The organism is Micromonospora sp. NPDC048898, assembly GCF_043198035.1.
In the GTDB taxonomy this organism is placed as follows: Bacteria; Actinomycetota; Actinomycetes; order Mycobacteriales; family Micromonosporaceae; genus Micromonospora.
This window is the reverse complement of sequence record NZ_JBICUF010000007.1, coordinates 82801-99575: the sequence shown is the minus strand read 5'-3', so window position 1 is coordinate 99575 and position 16775 is coordinate 82801. Positions and strand designations below refer to the sequence as shown.

At 72.7% G+C, this 16775-nt stretch carries 13 protein-coding genes; 12 read left to right on the top strand and 1 reads right to left on the bottom strand.

The annotated features are described in order from the left end of the window. The first annotated feature begins 39 nt into the window (after positions 1-39). The 12 genes from carA to ACGFIQ_RS20090 all read left to right on the top strand — a co-directional run bounded on the left by carA (position 40) and on the right by ACGFIQ_RS20090 (position 15253). Entirely contained in the window at positions 40-1221 is a 1182-nt protein-coding gene (carA, locus tag ACGFIQ_RS20145; protein ID WP_393245629.1) for a glutamine-hydrolyzing carbamoyl-phosphate synthase small subunit, read from the top strand. Next, the gene (gene carB / locus ACGFIQ_RS20140; RefSeq protein WP_393245626.1) at positions 1214-4561 is read left to right on the top strand and encodes a carbamoyl-phosphate synthase large subunit; all 3348 of its coding nucleotides are present in this window, start codon (positions 1214-1216) and stop codon (positions 4559-4561) included. Before carA ends, carB begins: the two co-directional genes overlap by 8 nt. Next, positions 4558-5616: a quinone-dependent dihydroorotate dehydrogenase gene (locus ACGFIQ_RS20135; protein WP_393245624.1), complete on the top strand. Its 1059-nt coding sequence runs from the start codon at positions 4558-4560 to the stop codon at positions 5614-5616. The genes carB and ACGFIQ_RS20135 overlap by 4 nt, the downstream gene beginning before the upstream one ends. Positions 5617-5869: 253 nt before the next feature. After that, complete coding sequence (locus tag ACGFIQ_RS20130; RefSeq protein ID WP_393245622.1) at positions 5870-7144, top strand: adenosylmethionine--8-amino-7-oxononanoate transaminase; 1275 nt, start codon at positions 5870-5872, stop codon at positions 7142-7144. Positions 7145-7208: 64 nt separating this feature from the next. Continuing rightward, positions 7209-8045 carry an orotidine-5'-phosphate decarboxylase gene (gene pyrF / locus ACGFIQ_RS20125; protein ID WP_393245620.1) on the top strand — a complete coding sequence of 279 codons (837 nt, stop codon included), beginning with the start codon at positions 7209-7211 and terminating at the stop codon, positions 8043-8045. A 177-nt stretch (positions 8046-8222) separates the two neighbouring features. Beyond that, positions 8223-8540: an integration host factor, actinobacterial type gene (mihF, locus tag ACGFIQ_RS20120; RefSeq protein ID WP_030335662.1), complete on the top strand. Its 318-nt coding sequence runs from the start codon at positions 8223-8225 to the stop codon at positions 8538-8540. Positions 8541-8565: 25 nt separating this feature from the next. Further along, entirely contained in the window at positions 8566-9102 is a 537-nt protein-coding gene (locus ACGFIQ_RS20115) for a guanylate kinase (RefSeq protein WP_393245618.1), read from the top strand. 61 nt (positions 9103-9163) lie between these two features. Continuing rightward, positions 9164-9427: a DNA-directed RNA polymerase subunit omega gene (rpoZ, locus tag ACGFIQ_RS20110; protein ID WP_007075826.1), complete on the top strand. Its 264-nt coding sequence runs from the start codon at positions 9164-9166 to the stop codon at positions 9425-9427. A gap of 14 nt (positions 9428-9441) precedes the next feature. After that, positions 9442-10653 carry a bifunctional phosphopantothenoylcysteine decarboxylase/phosphopantothenate--cysteine ligase CoaBC gene (coaBC, locus tag ACGFIQ_RS20105; RefSeq protein WP_393245616.1) on the top strand — a complete coding sequence of 404 codons (1212 nt, stop codon included), beginning with the start codon at positions 9442-9444 and terminating at the stop codon, positions 10651-10653. 87 nt (positions 10654-10740) lie between these two features. Beyond that, entirely contained in the window at positions 10741-11934 is a 1194-nt protein-coding gene (metK, locus tag ACGFIQ_RS20100) for a methionine adenosyltransferase (protein ID WP_357069348.1), read from the top strand. A gap of 59 nt (positions 11935-11993) precedes the next feature. Then, positions 11994-14015 carry a primosomal protein N' gene (locus ACGFIQ_RS20095; RefSeq protein ID WP_393245613.1) on the top strand — a complete coding sequence of 674 codons (2022 nt, stop codon included), beginning with the start codon at positions 11994-11996 and terminating at the stop codon, positions 14013-14015. 254 nt (positions 14016-14269) lie between these two features. Continuing rightward, positions 14270-15253 carry an AAA family ATPase gene (locus ACGFIQ_RS20090; RefSeq protein ID WP_393245611.1) on the top strand — a complete coding sequence of 328 codons (984 nt, stop codon included), beginning with the start codon at positions 14270-14272 and terminating at the stop codon, positions 15251-15253. Between the two features lie 110 nt (positions 15254-15363). Here the strand turns inward: ACGFIQ_RS20090 and ACGFIQ_RS20085 are convergent, their stop codons facing one another. Further along, on the bottom strand, positions 15364-16644 hold the full coding sequence (locus ACGFIQ_RS20085; RefSeq protein ID WP_393245609.1) for a hypothetical protein: 1281 nt from the start codon (positions 16642-16644) through the stop codon (positions 15364-15366). Between the last annotated feature and the right edge of the window lie 131 nt (positions 16645-16775).

Genomic DNA, 16775 nt, shown 5'->3' with positions numbered 1-16775 from the left:
GCGGAGTCCCGCAGTCGCGAACGAAAGGCGGGCACGGTAATGGGCAAGCGCAGACCCGCGATCCTGGTGCTCGAGGACGGGCGCACGTTCCCCGGTGAGGCGTACGGCAGCGTCGGGGAGACCTTCGGCGAGGCGGTCTTCAACACCGGCATGACCGGTTACCAGGAGACCCTGACCGATCCGTCCTACCACCGGCAGGTGGTGGTGCAGACCGCGCCGCACATCGGCAACACCGGCGTCAACGGCGAGGACGACGAGTCCGGCCGGATCTGGGTGGCTGGCTACGTGGTGCGCGACCCGGCCCGGATCGGCTCGAACTGGCGGGCCACCGGTGGCCTTGAGGACCGCCTGGCCACCGAGGGTGTGGTGGGCATCAGCGGCGTGGACACCCGCGCGCTGACCCGGCACCTGCGCGAGCGCGGCGCCATGCGGGTGGGCATCTCCAGCATCGACAACGACCCGCAGAGCCTGCTGGCCCGGGTCCGCCAGGCGCCGCAGATGGTCGGCGCGGACCTGTCCGCCGAGGTGAGCACCCCCGAGCCGTACGTCGTCGAGGCGCTTGGCGAGCACCGGTTCACCGTTGCGGCACTGGACCTGGGCATCAAGCGCAACGTGCCGCGCCGGCTCGCCACCCGCGGGGTGACCACCCACGTGCTGCCCGCGTCGTCGAGCATCGAGCAGTTGCTCGCCACCGGCGCCGACGCGATCTTCCTGTCGCCCGGCCCGGGTGACCCGGCCACGGCCGACGCCCCGGTGGCGCTGGCCCGGGAGGCGCTGCGGCGGCAGGTGCCGCTGTTCGGCATCTGCTTCGGCAGCCAGATCCTCGGTCGGGCGCTCGGCTTCGGCACCTACAAGTTGGGCTACGGCCACCGGGGCATCAACCAGCCGGTGCTCGACCGGGTCACCGGCAAGGTCGAGGTGACAAGCCACAACCACGGCTTCGCGGTCGACGTGTCGAGCCGCGAACAGCGGCCCGGCGCCGTGCGGGTGCCCGGCGCGGGCAACGGCGCGGTGGTCCCCGACCAGGTGATCGACACCGACTTCGGTGGCGTCCGGGTGTCGCACGTCTGCCTCAATGACAACGTGGTCGAGGGGCTGCGGGCCGTGGACGTGCCCGCCTTCACCGTCCAGTACCACCCGGAGGCGGCGGCCGGCCCGCACGACGCGGACTACCTCTTCGACCGTTTCGCCGATCTGATCGAGGGGCGCAGCAATGCCTAAGCGGACCGATCTCCAGCACATCCTCGTGATCGGCTCCGGGCCGATCGTCATCGGGCAGGCCTGCGAGTTCGACTACTCCGGCACCCAGGCGTGCCGGGTGCTGCGCAGCGAGGGGATCCGGGTCAGCCTGGTCAACTCCAACCCGGCGACCATCATGACGGACCCGGAGTTCGCCGACGCTACCTACGTCGAGCCGATCACCCCGGAGTTCGTGGAGCTGGTCATCGCCAAGGAGCGCCCGGACGCCATCCTGGCGACCCTCGGTGGGCAGACCGCGCTGAACACGGCCGTCGCCCTGCACGAGGCCGGCGTCCTGGAGAAGTACGGCGTCGAGTTGATCGGCGCGAACATCGACGCCATCAACCGGGGCGAGGACCGGCAGCTGTTCAAGGAGATCGTGGCGAAGGCCGGGGTCCGCCTGGGTGTCGAGGACCCGACCGGGCTGGTGCCCCGCTCCCGGGTCTGCCACTCGATGGACGAGGTCGAGGCGACAGTCGCCGAGCTGGGCCTGCCGGTGGTGATCCGGCCGTCGTTCACCATGGGTGGCCTGGGCTCCGGCATGGCGCACACCCCGGAGGACCTGGCCCGCATCGCCGGCGACGGCCTGGCCGCCAGCCCGGTGCACGAGGTGCTCATCGAGGAGAGCGTGCTCGGCTGGAAGGAGTACGAGCTGGAGCTGATGCGCGACCGGCACGACAACGTGGTGGTGGTCTGCTCGATCGAGAACATCGACCCGATGGGTGTGCACACCGGCGACAGCGTCACAGTGGCCCCGGCCATGACGCTCACCGACCGGGAGTACCAGCGCCTGCGGGACCTGGGCATCGCGGTGCTGCGCGAGGTCGGGGTGGACACCGGCGGCTGCAACATCCAGTTCGCGGTCAACCCGGTCGACGGCCGGATCGTCGTGATCGAGATGAACCCCCGGGTGTCGCGCTCCTCGGCGCTGGCCTCCAAGGCGACAGGCTTCCCGATCGCGAAGATCGCCGCGAAGCTGGCCATCGGCTACACCCTCGACGAGATCCCCAACGACATCACGTTGAAGACCCCGGCGGCGTTCGAGCCGACCCTGGACTACGTGGTGGTGAAGATCCCCCGGTTCGCGTTCGAGAAGTTCCCCGGCGCGGACCCGGAGCTGACCACCACCATGAAGTCGGTGGGCGAGGCGATGAGTCTCGGGCGCAACTTCACCGAGGCGCTGAACAAGGCGATGCGCTCGATGGAAACCAAGTCGGCCGGTTTCTGGAGTGTGCCGGACCCGGCCGGCGTCACCCTGGCGGACACCCTCGCGGCGCTGCGGATCCCGCACGACGGCCGGCTGTACACCGTCGAGCGGGCGCTGCGTCTCGGCGCGTCGATCGCCGAGGTGGCCGAGGCGTCCGGCGGGATCGACCCGTGGTTCCTGGACCAGATCGCCGCGCTGATCGAGCTGCGCGCCGAGATCGTCGACGCGCCGGTGCTCGACGCCGACCTGCTGCGCCGCGCCAAGCGGGCCGGTCTGTCCGACCGGCAGCTCGCCGCGCTGCGCCCGGAGTTGGCCGCCGAGGACGGCGTACGCACCCTGCGGCACCGCCTCGACGTACGCCCGGTCTACAAGACGGTGGACACCTGCGCGGCCGAGTTCGAGGCGACCACGCCGTACCACTACTCGACGTACGACCTGGAGACCGAGGTCGCGCCGTCGGACCGGCCGAAGGTGCTGATCCTCGGCTCCGGCCCGAACCGGATCGGGCAGGGCATCGAGTTCGACTACTCCTGCGTGCACGCCGTCCAGGCGTTGCGGTCGGCCGGTTACGAGACCGTCATGGTCAACTGCAACCCGGAGACGGTCTCCACCGACTACGACACCGCCGACCGGCTCTACTTCGAGCCGCTGACCTTCGAGGACGTGCTGGAGGTCTGGCACGCCGAGGACTCGTCCGGCCGGGCGGCCGGCGGGCCGGGCGTGGTCGGGGTGGTCGTGCAGCTCGGCGGGCAGACCCCGCTGGGCCTGGCGCAGCGGCTCAAGAACGCCGGTGTGCCGATCGTCGGCACCTCCCCGGAGTCGATCCACCTGGCCGAGGAGCGGGGCGCGTTCGGCGCCGTGCTGGCCCGCGCCGGGCTGCGCGCGCCGGCGCACGGCATGGCCACGTCCTACGACGAGGCCAAGACGATCGCCGACGAGATCGGCTACCCGGTGCTGGTCCGGCCGTCGTACGTGCTGGGCGGGCGGGGCATGGAGATCGTCTACGACGACCCGACGCTGCGCGACTACATCGGTCGGGCCACCGACATCTCCCCGGACCACCCGGTGCTGGTGGACCGGTTCCTCGACGACGCCATCGAGATCGACGTGGACGCGCTGTGCGACGCCGACGGCGAGGTCTACATCGGTGGCGTGATGGAGCACATCGAGGAGGCCGGCATCCACTCCGGCGACTCGTCCTGCGCGCTGCCGCCGATCACCCTCGCGGGCTCGCACCTGGCCGAGGTACGCCGCTACACCGAGGCCATCGCCCGTGGCGTCGGCGTCCGGGGCCTGCTCAACGTGCAGTACGCGCTCAAGGACGACGTGCTCTACGTGCTGGAGGCCAACCCGCGCGCCTCGCGGACCGTCCCGTTCGTCTCCAAGGCGACGGCGGTGCCGCTGGCCAAGGCGGCGGCCCGGATCGCCCTCGGCGCGCGCATCGCCGAGCTGCGGGCCGAGGGCCTGTTGCCGGGGACCGGGGACGGGGGCACGATGCCCGCCGACGCGCCGGTCGCGGTCAAGGAGGCGGTGCTGCCGTTCAAGCGCTTCCGCACCCGGGCCGGCAAGGGGATCGACTCGCTGCTCGGCCCGGAGATGAAGTCGACAGGCGAGGTGATGGGCATCGACACGAGCTTCGGGCACGCCTTCGCCAAGAGCCAGTCGGCCGCGTACGGCTCGCTGCCGACCGAGGGGAAGATCTTCGTGTCGGTGGCGAACCGCGACAAGCGCGGCATGATCTTCCCGATCAAGCGGCTGGCGGATCTGGGCTTCGAGATCGTGGCGACCGCCGGCACGGCCGAGGTGCTGCGTCGGCACGGCATCGCCTGCGAGCAGGTCCGCAAGCACTACCAGGCTGGCGAGGGCGACGACGCGGTGTCGCTGATCGGTGGCGGCCAGGTGGCGCTGGTGATCAACACGCCGCAGGGTTCGGGTGCCAGTGCCCGCTCCGACGGCTACGAGATCCGCAGCGCGGCCGTCACCGCCGACATCCCCTGCATCACCACGGTCCCCGGCGCCGCCGCGGCGGTCATGGGCATCGAGGCGCGAATCCGCGGCGACATGCAGGTCCGCCCCCTGCAGGACCTGCACGCCACCCTGCGGGCGGCCCAGTGACCCTGTTCGAGCGGGTGGTACGGCCCCAGTTGTTCCGGCTGGGCGGTGGGGACGCCGAGGCGGCGCACGAGTGGACGCTGCGGCGGTTGAGCGCGCTGTCGCGGCGTCCGGCGGCGCTGGCGGCGCTGCGGGCCCGGTACGCGGTCGACGCACCGCGCACGGTGTTCGGCGTACGGTTCCCCAACCCGGTCGGGCTGGCCGCCGGGATGGACAAGGACGGCGCGGCGCTGCCGGCCTGGCCGGCCCTCGGCTTCGGTTTCGTCGAGGTCGGCACGGTCACGGCGCACGCCCAGCCGGGCAACCCACGGCCACGGCTGTTCCGTCTGCCGGCCAGCGAGGCCGTGGTCAACCGGATGGGCTTCAACAACGCCGGGGCCGCCGCGTTGGCCGCCCGGCTGGCGGCGCTGCCCCGCCCGCTCGGGGTGCCGCTGGGCATCTCGCTGGGCAAGTCCAAGGTGACCCCGCTCGACGAGGCGGTCGAGGACTACCTCGCCTCGTACCGGGCGCTTCGCGGCCACGGCGACTACTTCGCGGTCAACGTGTCCTCACCGAACACTCCGGGGCTGCGCTCGTTGCAGGACCGTGCCCACCTGGACGCGCTGCTCGGCGCGCTGGTGGGGGAGAAGCCGGTGCTGGTCAAGATCGCACCCGATCTGACCGAGGCGGCGATCGCCGAGTTGCTGGAGGTCTGCCTGGCCCGTGGTGCCGCCGGGGTGATCGCCACCAACACCACGCTGTCGCGTGCCGGGCTGGCCACTGTGGATGCCGAACGCGGCGCCCAGGCGGGTGGCCTCTCCGGTCGGCCGCTCACCGGGCGGGCTCGGGAGGTGGTCGACTTCGTCCACTCCGAGACCGGTGGCCGGCTGCCGGTCATCGGTGTCGGCGGTGTGCTGGACCCGGACGACGCGGCGCGGATGTTCGACGCCGGCGCCGCCCTGGTGCAGCTCTACACCGGCTTCATCTACCGGGGTCCGGCCCTGGTCCGCGCCGCAGCCCGCACCGCCACCCGCGTGACTGCCAGCTCGCAGGCACCGGACCCCGTCACGGGCCGGTGAGCGCCGCCGGCCCGGTGCTGGCCCCGGCGCAGCCGGATGCCGATTCCGCTCCGGGCCGAGGAGCGCACACCCGCTGTTGCCCCTTTGCTCTGCACCCGTGGGTGCGCCACCCGCAGCGCGCCACCCGGCCGCCGGGTGTCGCATCCGCGGGTGCAGAGCAAAGGCGGCGGGGAGGTGGTGGTGGAGGAGGAGGGGTTCGACCCCGCTGTAGGACGTCCGCCGCCCGGACCACTTGAGGCACAGAGGAGTACGCGTGACACCCGAGGAGATCCTGGCCGCCGATCGGGCGCACGTCTGGCATCCGTACGCCGCGCTGCCGCCGACGAACCCGCCGTACGTGGTGGAGAGCGCCGCGGGGGTGCGGCTGCGGCTGGCCGACGGACGGGAACTGGTGGACGGGATGTCGTCCTGGTGGGCGGCCATCCACGGCTACCGGCACCCGGTGCTGGACGCGGCGGTGACCGACCAGCTCGGCCGGATGAGCCACGTGATGTTCGGCGGGCTCACCCACGAGCCCGCCGTACGGCTCGCCCAGACCCTGGTCGAGTTGACCCCGGAGGGCCTGGAGCACGTGTTCCTGGCCGACTCCGGCTCGGTGAGCGTCGAGGTGGCGGTGAAGATGTGCCTGCAGTACCAGCGGGCCGTCGGTCGGCCGCGGCGGCGGCGGTTGGCGACCTGGCGGGGCGGCTACCACGGCGACACGTTCCACCCGATGAGCGTCTGCGACCCGGAGGGCGGGATGCACCAGCTCTGGGGCGACGTGCTGCCCCGGCAGGTGTTCGCCCCGGTCCCACCCGGCGGCTTCGACGACCCGCCCGACGACGCGTACGTGGCGGCGTTGGTGCGGACCGTCGAGCGGCACGCCGACGAACTGGCCGCGGTGATCGTCGAGCCCGTCGTCCAGGGCGCCGGGGGGATGCGTTTCCACCACCCGGGTTACCTGCGGGTGCTGCGCGAGGTGACACGTGCGCACGGGATTCTGCTGATCTTCGACGAGATCGCCACCGGGTTCGGCCGTACCGGTGAGATGTTCGCCGCCGAGCACGCCGGGGTGACGCCGGACGTGCTGTGCCTGGGCAAGGCCCTCACCGGCGGCTACCTGACGCTCGCGGCGACCCTGTGCACCCCGGAGGTCGCCCGGGGCATCTCCGCCGCCGGTGTGCTGGCGCACGGGCCGACGTTCATGGGCAACCCGTTGGCCTGCGCGGTGGCGAACGCCTCCGTCGGCCTGCTGCGGGCCGGAGACTGGGCCGGACAGGTCGCGAGGGTCGGCGCCGGCCTGCGCGTCGGCCTGGAGCCCCTGCGCGGTACGCCGGGCGTGGCCGACGTACGGGTGCTCGGCGCGATCGGCGTGGTCCAGCTCGACCACGAGGTCGACCTCGGCGCGGCCACCGCGGCGGCGGTGGACCACGGGGTGTGGCTGCGCCCGTTCCGCGACCTGGTCTACACGATGCCGCCGTACGTCACCGACGACGCCGACCTGGCCCGGATCACGGCCGGGGTGGCGGCGGCGGTGGCGGCGGGCTGAGCCGCCGTCGTCAACGGACACCCGGGAGGCGGCCCGCCGCCCGGCAGGAGAGAGGGAGTACCGGATGGAGAGCTTCGGAACCCGGCTGCACCGGGCGATGAGCGAGCGGGGGCCACTGTGTGTGGGCATCGACCCGCATCCCGGTCTGCTGGCCCGCTGGGGCCTCACGGACGACGTCCACGGGTTGGACAGTTTCACGCGGACCGTCGTGGAGGCCCTCGGTGACCGGGTTGCGGTGGTGAAGCCTCAGTCGGCCTTTTTCGAGCGGTTCGGATCCCGCGGAGTGGAGATTCTTGAGTCAACTATCCGACAGTTACGGGATGCCGGCTCGCTCGTTCTCCTCGACGTCAAGCGCGGCGACATCGGCTCGACGGTGAGCGCGTACGCCTCCGCGTACCTCGATCCATCCAGCCCCATGTATGTCGACGCGGTCACCGCGAGCCCCTACCTGGGAGTAGGTTCGCTGGCGCCGATGTTCGAACTGGCCACCGAGCACGGCGGCGGTGTGTTCGTGTTGGCCCTCACCTCCAACCCCGAGGGCGCGGCCGTGCAGCGGGCCCGCACGGCCGACGGCCGCACCGTGGCGCAAACCGTGATCGACGAGATTTCGCAGCTCAACAGGGGTGCGAGCCCGCTCGGGAGCTTCGGGCTGGTGGTCGGTGCGACCATCGGCGACACCGGTCACGACCTCTCCGGCGTGGGGGGTCCGCTGCTCGCACCGGGGCTCGGCGCACAGGGTGCGGGGGCCGCCGATCTGCGTACCGTCTTCGGTTCGAGCCTCGCCTCGGTGCTCCCGTCGTACTCCCGGGAGGTGCTCTCGGCCGGCCCCGATGTCGCCGCCCTGCGCGCCGCCGCGGACCGCGTCCTGGTCGACTGCCGGGCCGTTCTGCCTGCCCGGTGACTGACTGACGGGTCGGTCACCTTACGGTGATCATGCGGCCCCACGTTGCCGAAAGCTCCGTTGGCCGCTAGTTTTCCCCGCGCTGGGAACCATGGACCCCTTGGTTCACAGCGACACCACGTTTCACAGATGCGGCGGTGCGCCCCGCCCGCCGCGATAGGGACCTGAGGAGAACTGGTGCCGCTCCCGTCACTGACCCCCGAACAACGCGCTGCCGCGCTCGAGAAGGCTGCGGAGATCCGCAAGGCCCGTGCTCAGCTGAAGGAGCAGCTCAAGCAGGGCAAGACCACTCTCGGTGCCGTCCTCGAGCGCGCCGAGAGCGACGACGTCGTCGGTAAGCTCAAGGTTTCGGCCGTCCTGCAGGCCATGCCGGGTATCGGCAAGATCCGGGCGACCCAGATCATGGAGAAGCTCAAGATCGCCGACAGCCGTCGCCTGCGTGGCCTCGGCGAGCAGCAGCGCAAGGCACTGCTTGGAGAGTTCGCCGCCAACTGAACCTGGCAGCGTGTAGAAACAAGCAGTGAGCACGGATGACGAGGCGCGCCCGGCTGCTCGGCTCACTGTCCTGGCTGGACCTTCGGGTTCCGGCAGGGAGAGTGTCGTCGAGTTGGTCCGGGCGCGTTCTCCGTCCGTGTGGGTCCCGGTGCCGGCGACCACCCGGCCGCGCCGGGAGTCGGAGATCGACGGGGCCGACCGTGTTTTCCTCGCCCCCGCCGAGTTCGATCGCCGGCTCGCCGGCGGCGAGCTGTTGGAGTGGTCCCGGATCGGTGCCCACCGCCGGGGGACTCCGTACCCACCGCTGCGCTCCCGGCTCGACGCCGGGCAGCCGGTGCTGCTCCCGCTCGACCTGCGCGGCGCCGCGCAGGTGGGTGCGCGCCTGCCCGATCTGCGGCTGGTGCTGCTGGGCCCACCCGGGTACGAACCCGACGCCACCGTGGCGGCCGCCGTCGAGCACACGCTGACCCACGACCACACCGAGCGGGTGGTCGACGAGCTGGTAGGCTTACTCGGTTCTTCTTATCCGGACCCGGCCTGGTCGCGCGTGCTGCGCGGCTGAGCGCCGGCCGTTGAGACTCAGCACCGCGTCCGCGCGGCTCGAAAGACGCAGAGGTTAATTCGTGGGATCCATCGCCAACCCCGAAGGCATCACCAACCCGCCGATCGACGAGCTCCTCGAGAAGACGACGTCGAAGTACGCGCTTGTCATCTTCGCCGCCAAGCGCGCGCGCCAGGTCAACGCCTACTACAGCCAGCTCGGCGAGGGCCTGCTGGAGTACGTCGGTCCGCTCGTCGAGACCACCCCGCAGGAGAAGCCCCTCTCCATCGCCATGCGCGAGATCAACGCGGGTCTGCTCACCGCCGAGCCGACCGACCAGCCGTAACCGCTCACCGGCCGATGTCCGCCTCGATCGTCCTCGGGGTCGGCGGCGGCATCGCCGCCTACAAGGCGTGTGAGCTGCTGCGACTCTTCACCGAATCGGGTCACCAGGTCCGGGTCGTGCCCACCGCGTCGGCGCTCCGGTTCGTCGGGGCGCCGACCTGGGCGGCGCTCTCCGGGCAGCCGGTCGCCGACGACGTCTGGACCGACGTCCACGAGGTGCCGCACGTCCGCCTCGGTAAGCGGGCCGATCTGGTGGTGGTCGCGCCGACCACCACCGACCTGCTCGCCAAGGCCGCGCACGGGCTCGCCGACGACCTGCTGACCAACACGCTGCTGACCGCCCGCTGCCCGGTGCTGCTGGCGCCGGCCATGCACACCGAGATGTGGGAGCACCCGGCCACCGTGGCCAACGTCGCCACGCTGCGCTCCCGGGGTGTGCGGGTCATCGAGCCCGCCGTCGGGCGGCTCACCGGCGCCGACACCGGCAAGGGTCGGCTGCCCGACCCGGCGGAGATCTTCGCTGTCGCCAGTCGGCTCCTGGCCCGCGGTGGCTCCGCCCCCGCCGACCTGGCCGGTCGCCGGGTGGTCGTCACCGCCGGCGGCACCCGGGAGCCACTGGACCCGGTTCGCTTCCTGGGTAACCGCTCCTCGGGCAAACAGGGGTACGCGTTCGCCCGCGCCGCGGTCGCCCGGGGTGCCCGGGTCACCCTGATCGCCGCGAACGTCTCCCTCGCCGACCCCGCCGGCGTCGACCTGATCCGGGTCGGCACCACCGCCGAGTTGCGGGAGGCGACGCTGAAGGCCGCCGTCGAGGCCGACGCGGTGGTGATGGCGGCGGCTCCGGCCGATTTCCGGCCGGCGGCGTACGCGCCTGGCAAAATCAAGAAGTCGGACGACGGTGTCGCACCCACCATCGAGCTCGTCACGAACCCGGACATCGCGGCGGAGCTCGGCCGGCGCAAGCGACCGGAGCAACTGCTCGTGGTGTTCGCCGCCGAGACCGGCGACGCCGAGGCCAACGGCCGGGCGAAACTCGCCCGGAAGCGGGCCGACCTGATCGTGGTCAACGAGGTCGGTCCCGATCTGGTCTTCGGTGCCGACACCAACACGGTGACGGTCATCGGCGCTGACGGCTCGGTCAGCCGGCTGCCCGAGCAGGCCAAGGACGCCGTGGCCGACGCCGTCTGGGATCTCGTCGTGGCGCGACTGCCGGGCCGCCGCTCCTGACGGGTGGAACGGAGTGCGACCGGGACCTACACCGGCCGCAGTGGTGATTAGACTGCCGCGGAACGACCTCACACGCTTAGGAGTGCCGTGACACGCCGCCTCTTCACGTCCGAATCGGTCACGGAAGGCCACCCGGACAAGATTGCCGACCAGATCAGCGATGGCATCCTCGACGCGTTGCTGACCGAGGATCCGCACAGCCGGGTCGCGGTGGAGACCATGATCACCACCGGCCAGGTGCACATCGCCGGTGAGGTGACCACCAAGGCGTACGCCGACATCCCGACCATCGTCCGGCGGACCATCCTCGACATCGGCTACGACTCGTCGAAGAAGGGCTTCGACGGCGCCTCCTGCGGCGTCAGCGTCTCCATCGGCGCCCAGTCCGAGGACATCGCACAGGGCGTGGACAACGCCTTCGAGCTGCGTACCGGGGCGTCGGAGAGCGCACTGGACGCGCAGGGCGCCGGCGACCAGGGCATGATGTTCGGCTTCGCCTGCTCGGAGACGCCCGAGCTGATGCCGCTGCCGATCGCCCTCGCCCACCGGCTCGCGCGCCGCCTGGCCGCCGTGCGCAAGGACGGCACGATTCCCTACCTGCGACCCGACGGCAAGACCCAGGTGACGATCGAGTACGAGGGGCTGCGTCCGGTCCGGCTGAACACCGTGGTCGTGTCCAGCCAGCACGCCGCGGACATCTCGCTGGACTCGCTGCTCACCCCCGACGTGCGCGACCACGTGATCGCTCCGGAGTTGGAGAGCCTGGGTCTGGACACCGAGGGCTACCGGCTGCTGGTCAACCCGACCGGCCGGTTCGAGATCGGTGGCCCGATGGGTGACGCCGGGCTGACCGGCCGCAAGATCATCGTCGACACGTACGGCGGGTACGCCCGCCACGGCGGCGGCGCGTTCTCCGGCAAGGATCCGTCCAAGGTGGACCGCTCGGCCGCGTACGCGATGCGCTGGGTCGCCAAGAACGTGGTCGCCGCCGGTCTGGCCGAGCGGTGCGAGGCGCAGGTCGCCTACGCCATCGGCAAGGCCCACCCGGTGAGCCTGTTCATCGAGACGTTCGGCACCGAGACCGTGCCGGTCTCCTCGATCGAGAAGGCCGTCACCGAGGTGTTCGACCTGCGCCCGGCCGCGATCATCCGGGACCTCAACCTGCTCCGCCCGATCTACCAGCAGACCGCCGCGTACGGCCACTTCGGCCGCGAGCTGCCGGACCTGTCCTGGGAGAGCACCGACCGGGCCGCCGACCTCAAGTCGGCCGCGGGAGCCTGACCGCCACCAGGCGTAGCGACCGGCGACCCGCGGATGGGTCGCCGGTCGCGCGCGTCTGCGTGGACGTCGGACTGGCGCATCTGGACCGGCCGTTCGACTATCTGGTGCCCGCCGAGCTGGACGAGGCGGCGGTGCCCGGCACCCGGGTGAAGGTGCGCTTCGCGGGGCAACTCGTCGACGGGTGGCTGCTGTCGCGCGCCGACGACTCCGGGCACACCGGCCGACTCGCGTACCTGGAGAAGGTGGTCTCACCGGAGCCGGTGCTGGCGCCCGAGATCGCCCGACTGGCCCGCGCGGTCGCCGACCGGTACGCGGGCAGCCTCGCCGACGTGCTCCGGCTCGCCGTCCCACCCCGGCATGCCCGGGTCGAGAAGGAGCCGCGCGGCGACCAGCCCACCCCGCCGGACGCCGACACCCCCGACGCACTGGCCGCCGACCCCTCGACCGTGCGGCCCGGGCCCACCGTGTCCGCGACCGTGCGGCCGGAGCCCGTCGCACCGGGGACCGCCGATCCGGTCGGGGCCGCAGCGGTCGACCCGCGCGGGTGGCGGGACTACCCGACGGGTCCGGCGTTGCTGCGGGCGCTCACCGACGGCCGGGCGCCCCGCGCGGTCTGGTCGGCGTTGCCCGGCGAGGACTGGGCGGCCCGCTACGCCGACGCGGTGGCCGCCACCGTCGCCGGCGGGCGCGGAGCGGTGGTCGTGGTGCCCGACGCCCGCGACCTGGACCGGCTGGACGCCGCGCTCACCGCCGTGCTCGGCCCCGGGCGGCACGTCAGCCTCTCCGCCGCCCTCGGGCCGGCCCGGCGCTACCGGGCCTTCCTCGCCGCCCGCCGCGGGCAGGTGCCGGTGGTGATCGGCACCCGGGCGGCGATGTTCGCCCCGGTGGACCGGCTCGGCCTCGTCGCCATCTGGGACGACGGCGACGACCTGCACTCCGAGCCCCGGTCGCCGTACCCGCACGCCCGCGACGTGCTGCTCACCCGCGTCCAGTTGGCCGAGGCCGGCGCGTTGGTCGGCGGGTTCGCCCGCACCGCCGAGGCGCAGCTGCTGCTGGAGACCGGCTGGGCTCGGGAGGTGGTCGCCGACCGGGCCACCGTGCGGGCCCGGATCCCGGCCATCGCGCCGACCGGCGACGACCCGCAACTGGCCCGTGACCCCGGGGCCGCCACCGCCCGACTGCCCAGCCTGGCCTGGACGGCCGCCCGCGACGCCCTCCGGCAGGACCTGCCGGTGCTGGTGCAGGTGCCCCGCCGCGGCTACCTGCCGTCGATCTCCTGCGCCGAGTGCCGCACCCCGGCCCGCTGCGCGCACTGCTCGGGGCCGCTCGCGCTGCCCTCGGCCGGTGGCATTCCGGCCTGTCGGTGGTGCGCCCGGGTGGCGGCCGCGTACGCCTGCCCGGAGTGCGGTGGGCGGCGGCTGCGGGCCGCGGTGACCGGTGCCCGGCGGACCGCCGAGGAGTTGGGGCGGGCGTTCCCCGGGGTGCCGGTACGCACCTCGGGGCGCGAGGAGGTGCTGACCGACGTACCCGGCGGGGCGGCCCTGGTGGTGACCACACCCGGCGCCGAACCGGTCGCCGCGGGCGGTTACGGCGCGGTGCTGCTGCTCGACTCGTGGGCCCTGCTGACCCGGGCCGACCTGCGCGCCGGCGAGGAGGCGCTGCGCCGCTGGCTGGCGGCGGCGGCGCTGGCCCGTCCGGCACCGGCCGGCCGGGTGGTGGTGGTCGCCGACGGTGCGCTCGCCCCGGTGCAGGCGCTGCTGCGCTGGGACGCGGCCTGGTTCGCCGGCCGGGAGCTGGCCGAGCGCCGGGAGTTGGGTTTCCCACCGGCCGTGCGGATGGCGAGCGTCACCGGCCCGGCCGAGGCGGTGGCCGACCTGCTCGCCGCGGCCCGGCTGCCGACCGACGCCGAGGTGCTCGGGCCGGTGCCGGCCGAGGAGGGCCGGGAGCGGATGCTGGTGCGGGTGCCCCGGTCCCGAGCTGCCGCGCTCGCCGAGGCGCTGCACTCGGCCGCCGGTGCCCGCGCCGCCCGCAAGGCCGCCGACCCGGTTCGTCTCCAGGTCGATCCGCTGAGCCTCTTCTGAGGTGTTTCGGCCGGTGCCGACGTCGGCGGCCCCGGCCCGGGTGGGCTGGCCCTCGCACACCGCGTCCGGCAGAGCGGTGGCGCTCAGGTGGTAGCATCGCCCGTCATGTCAGGCGTACGACGGCTCCGGGTCGCAACGGAGCGTCACAGCCGCCGAGCTGGGGCCGCGCGGGATGGCGCGACGAGGGCGGGAACGCGTCGGTCGGACGCGATGTCGATGATGTCTGTGAGCCGGTGAGCAGGGGTGGACCAGTCGTGACCGTTGGGCAATCGATCGTCTTCAACGGCGACCTCGGCAGCGGCAAGAGCACCGTGTCGGTCGAGATCGCCAAGCGGCTCGGCATGCGCCGGGTCAGTGTGGGTGACCTCTATCGGGAGATGGCGCAGCAGCGGCAGATGACCGCTCTGCAGCTCAACCTGCACGCCGAGCTCGACCAGGCCGTCGACGGCTACGTCGACCAGCTCCAGCGGGACATCGCCGCCTCCGGTGAGCGCCTCGTCATGGACTCCCGGCTGGCGTGGCACTTCTTCACCGACGCGCTCAAGGTTCACATGATCACCGAGCCGGGCGAGGCGGCCCGCCGGGTGCTCGCCCGCCCGTCCGGGCCGGCGGAGAGCTACGCCTCCCTGGAGGAGGCCAAGGCCAAGCTCCGGGAACGCAGCGCGAGCGAGCGCAGCCGGTTCATCGTCCGGTACGGGGTGGACAAGGCCCGCCTGCGCAACTATGACCTGATCTGTGACACCACCCGCGCCTCGGCGGCCGAGGTGATCGAGCACATCGTCGCCGCGTACGAGGGCACGCTCGGTGCCGAGGTGCTGCGCGACGGACCGCCGCTGCTGCTGCTGGACCCGGCCCGCGTCTACCCCACCGAGGACATCGCCACCCTGCGGGGTCTGTGGGACACCGACTTCGTCGGCGACGTGGCCGAGGCCGGTGACGAGGCCCTCGAACCGCTGAAGATCGGGTTCACCGGCGAGTACTTCTTCGTCGTCGACGGTCACCGCCGGCTCAGCGCCGCCCTGCAGAACGGGTTCTCCCTGGTCCCCGCCCAACTGGTCGCCGAGGTCGACGAGCCGGTGGTGGGTGGCATGACGGCGATCGACTACTTCGCCGCCCAGGTCCGCCCCGGCCTGATCTACGACTGGGAGGCGGCGCACAAGATCCAGCTGCCGCTGCCCGAGCCCGCCCTGCTGCGCGGTGACGCGGTGCTCGCCGGGGACCCGGCCGCCGGCGCCTGAGCCCAGCGGTGGGCCGGGCCGGCACGCGGGATGCGTGCCGGCCCGGCCACCTGTTCACTCGTCGCGCCGAGGCGATGCCTCAGCTTCGGTCGTCGCGCCGAGGCGATGCCTCAGCCGAGGACCACGCCGGAGGCGCCGACGCCGGCCATGCCGGAGAAGATGTCCTCGTAGTAGAACCGCCAGGCGCAGACCCGACCGGTGGGGACGTAGCCGGTACAGGCCACCGAGGTGTTGGTGTCGTCGATGGCGGTGTTGGTTCCGGTCGCCCAGACCTGGAGGGTGTTCGCCGCGTTCACGATCTCCACCGGGCCGCCGCTGTCACCCTGACCGACGGCGTTGGTGCGGGTGGTGTTCTCCGCCTGCACCTGACCGCAGACCGTGCCGAAGTTGCGCACGTTGATGCACAGGTTGCGGGCCTTCACCTGGATCGAGCAGCGGGTCCCGGAGTACGCGCCGGAGGTGCACACCCAGTTGCCGACCTGGCTGGCGGTCGCGCCGATCACCTGGTTGTTGAACTCACTGACCACGTTGCCGGCCGCGTCGGTGCTGTTGTTGAAGACCCGGCCGCCCCCGCTGCCGTTGAGCAGCAGGGTGTCGGTGCTGACGTTGCGGGTGCCGACGGTGCCGATCGTCTGCCCGGTCGGGTCGGTCGCCAGGACGTTCAGGTTGGCGCAGTGCGCGGCGGAGAGTACCCGCGTCACCCCGCCCTGGTAGACACCGAAGCCGGTCGAGCAGCCACCGCCGGTGGCGGTGTTGCGCCACGCGGCGCCACCCCACCACGGCGGGGAGTCGTCCCACCGGGTCGCGGGCGCGGCGGCGACGCCGGTCTGCACGGTCACCGGGACGCCGGCGAGTGCCGTCGCGCCGAGCAGGCCGTCCTGGGTGCCGACGAGTAGGCCGGCGCCGTCGGCGCGCGGCCCGACCGTGGTGATCTGGTCGCCGACCTTGGCCCGCAGCCGGTCGGCCGCGGCGAGGAGTTCCCGCTGTGAGTACGGGGCGGACAGCACCTTGGTCGCGACGGTGGCCCGGGCGGTGGCCACCAGGTGGGCCGGCGGCTCGCCCTTCCAGTAGACCTGGAGCTGTCGCGTGGTGGGATCGGCGACGATCCCGGCGAAGCCGGAGTTCGCGCTGCGCTCGGCGACCTTCGTGATCCGCGCGGCGGCGGTGTTCATGCGCTCCTGCAGCCGGAGCAGGTCCGACCAGGAGGCGAAGCCGCCGGGCACCGGAGCGCTGTCGACGAACGAACCGGTGGTGGAGGCCTTGCCTCCGGGTGCGGCGGTGGCCGGTGCGGCGGTCACGCCCGCGACGAGCAGTGTGAGGCCGAACGCGGCGACGGCGGCGCGCCGCAGCAGCGACGGGGACCGCCGGGCGGTCAGATGTGGACGGATCATCAGGTACCTCTTCCCCCAGGGGTGATGGAGCGGGTCGAACCCGCCCCAGGACGGTGGCATGTGACGTCGGCGCCGCGAGGCGGATCCTGGACGGCACTGGACACCACCGGACACCGCCGGACGGTCCACGC

What these genes read in the sequence shown, in the direction of transcription:
- carA (WP_393245629.1), top strand. Translation starts at nt 40, where the DNA reads ATGGGCAAGCGCAGACCCGCGATCCTGGTGCTCGAGGACGGGCGCACG.
- carB (WP_393245626.1), top strand. Translation starts at nt 1,214, where the DNA reads ATGCCTAAGCGGACCGATCTCCAGCACATCCTCGTGATCGGCTCCGGG.
- pyrF (WP_393245620.1), top strand. Translation starts at nt 7,209, where the DNA reads ATGGAGAGCTTCGGAACCCGGCTGCACCGGGCGATGAGCGAGCGGGGG.
- coaBC (WP_393245616.1), top strand. Translation starts at nt 9,442, where the DNA reads ATGTCCGCCTCGATCGTCCTCGGGGTCGGCGGCGGCATCGCCGCCTAC.
- ACGFIQ_RS20085 (WP_393245609.1), bottom strand. Translation starts at nt 16,644, where the DNA reads ATGATCCGTCCACATCTGACCGCCCGGCGGTCCCCGTCGCTGCTGCGG.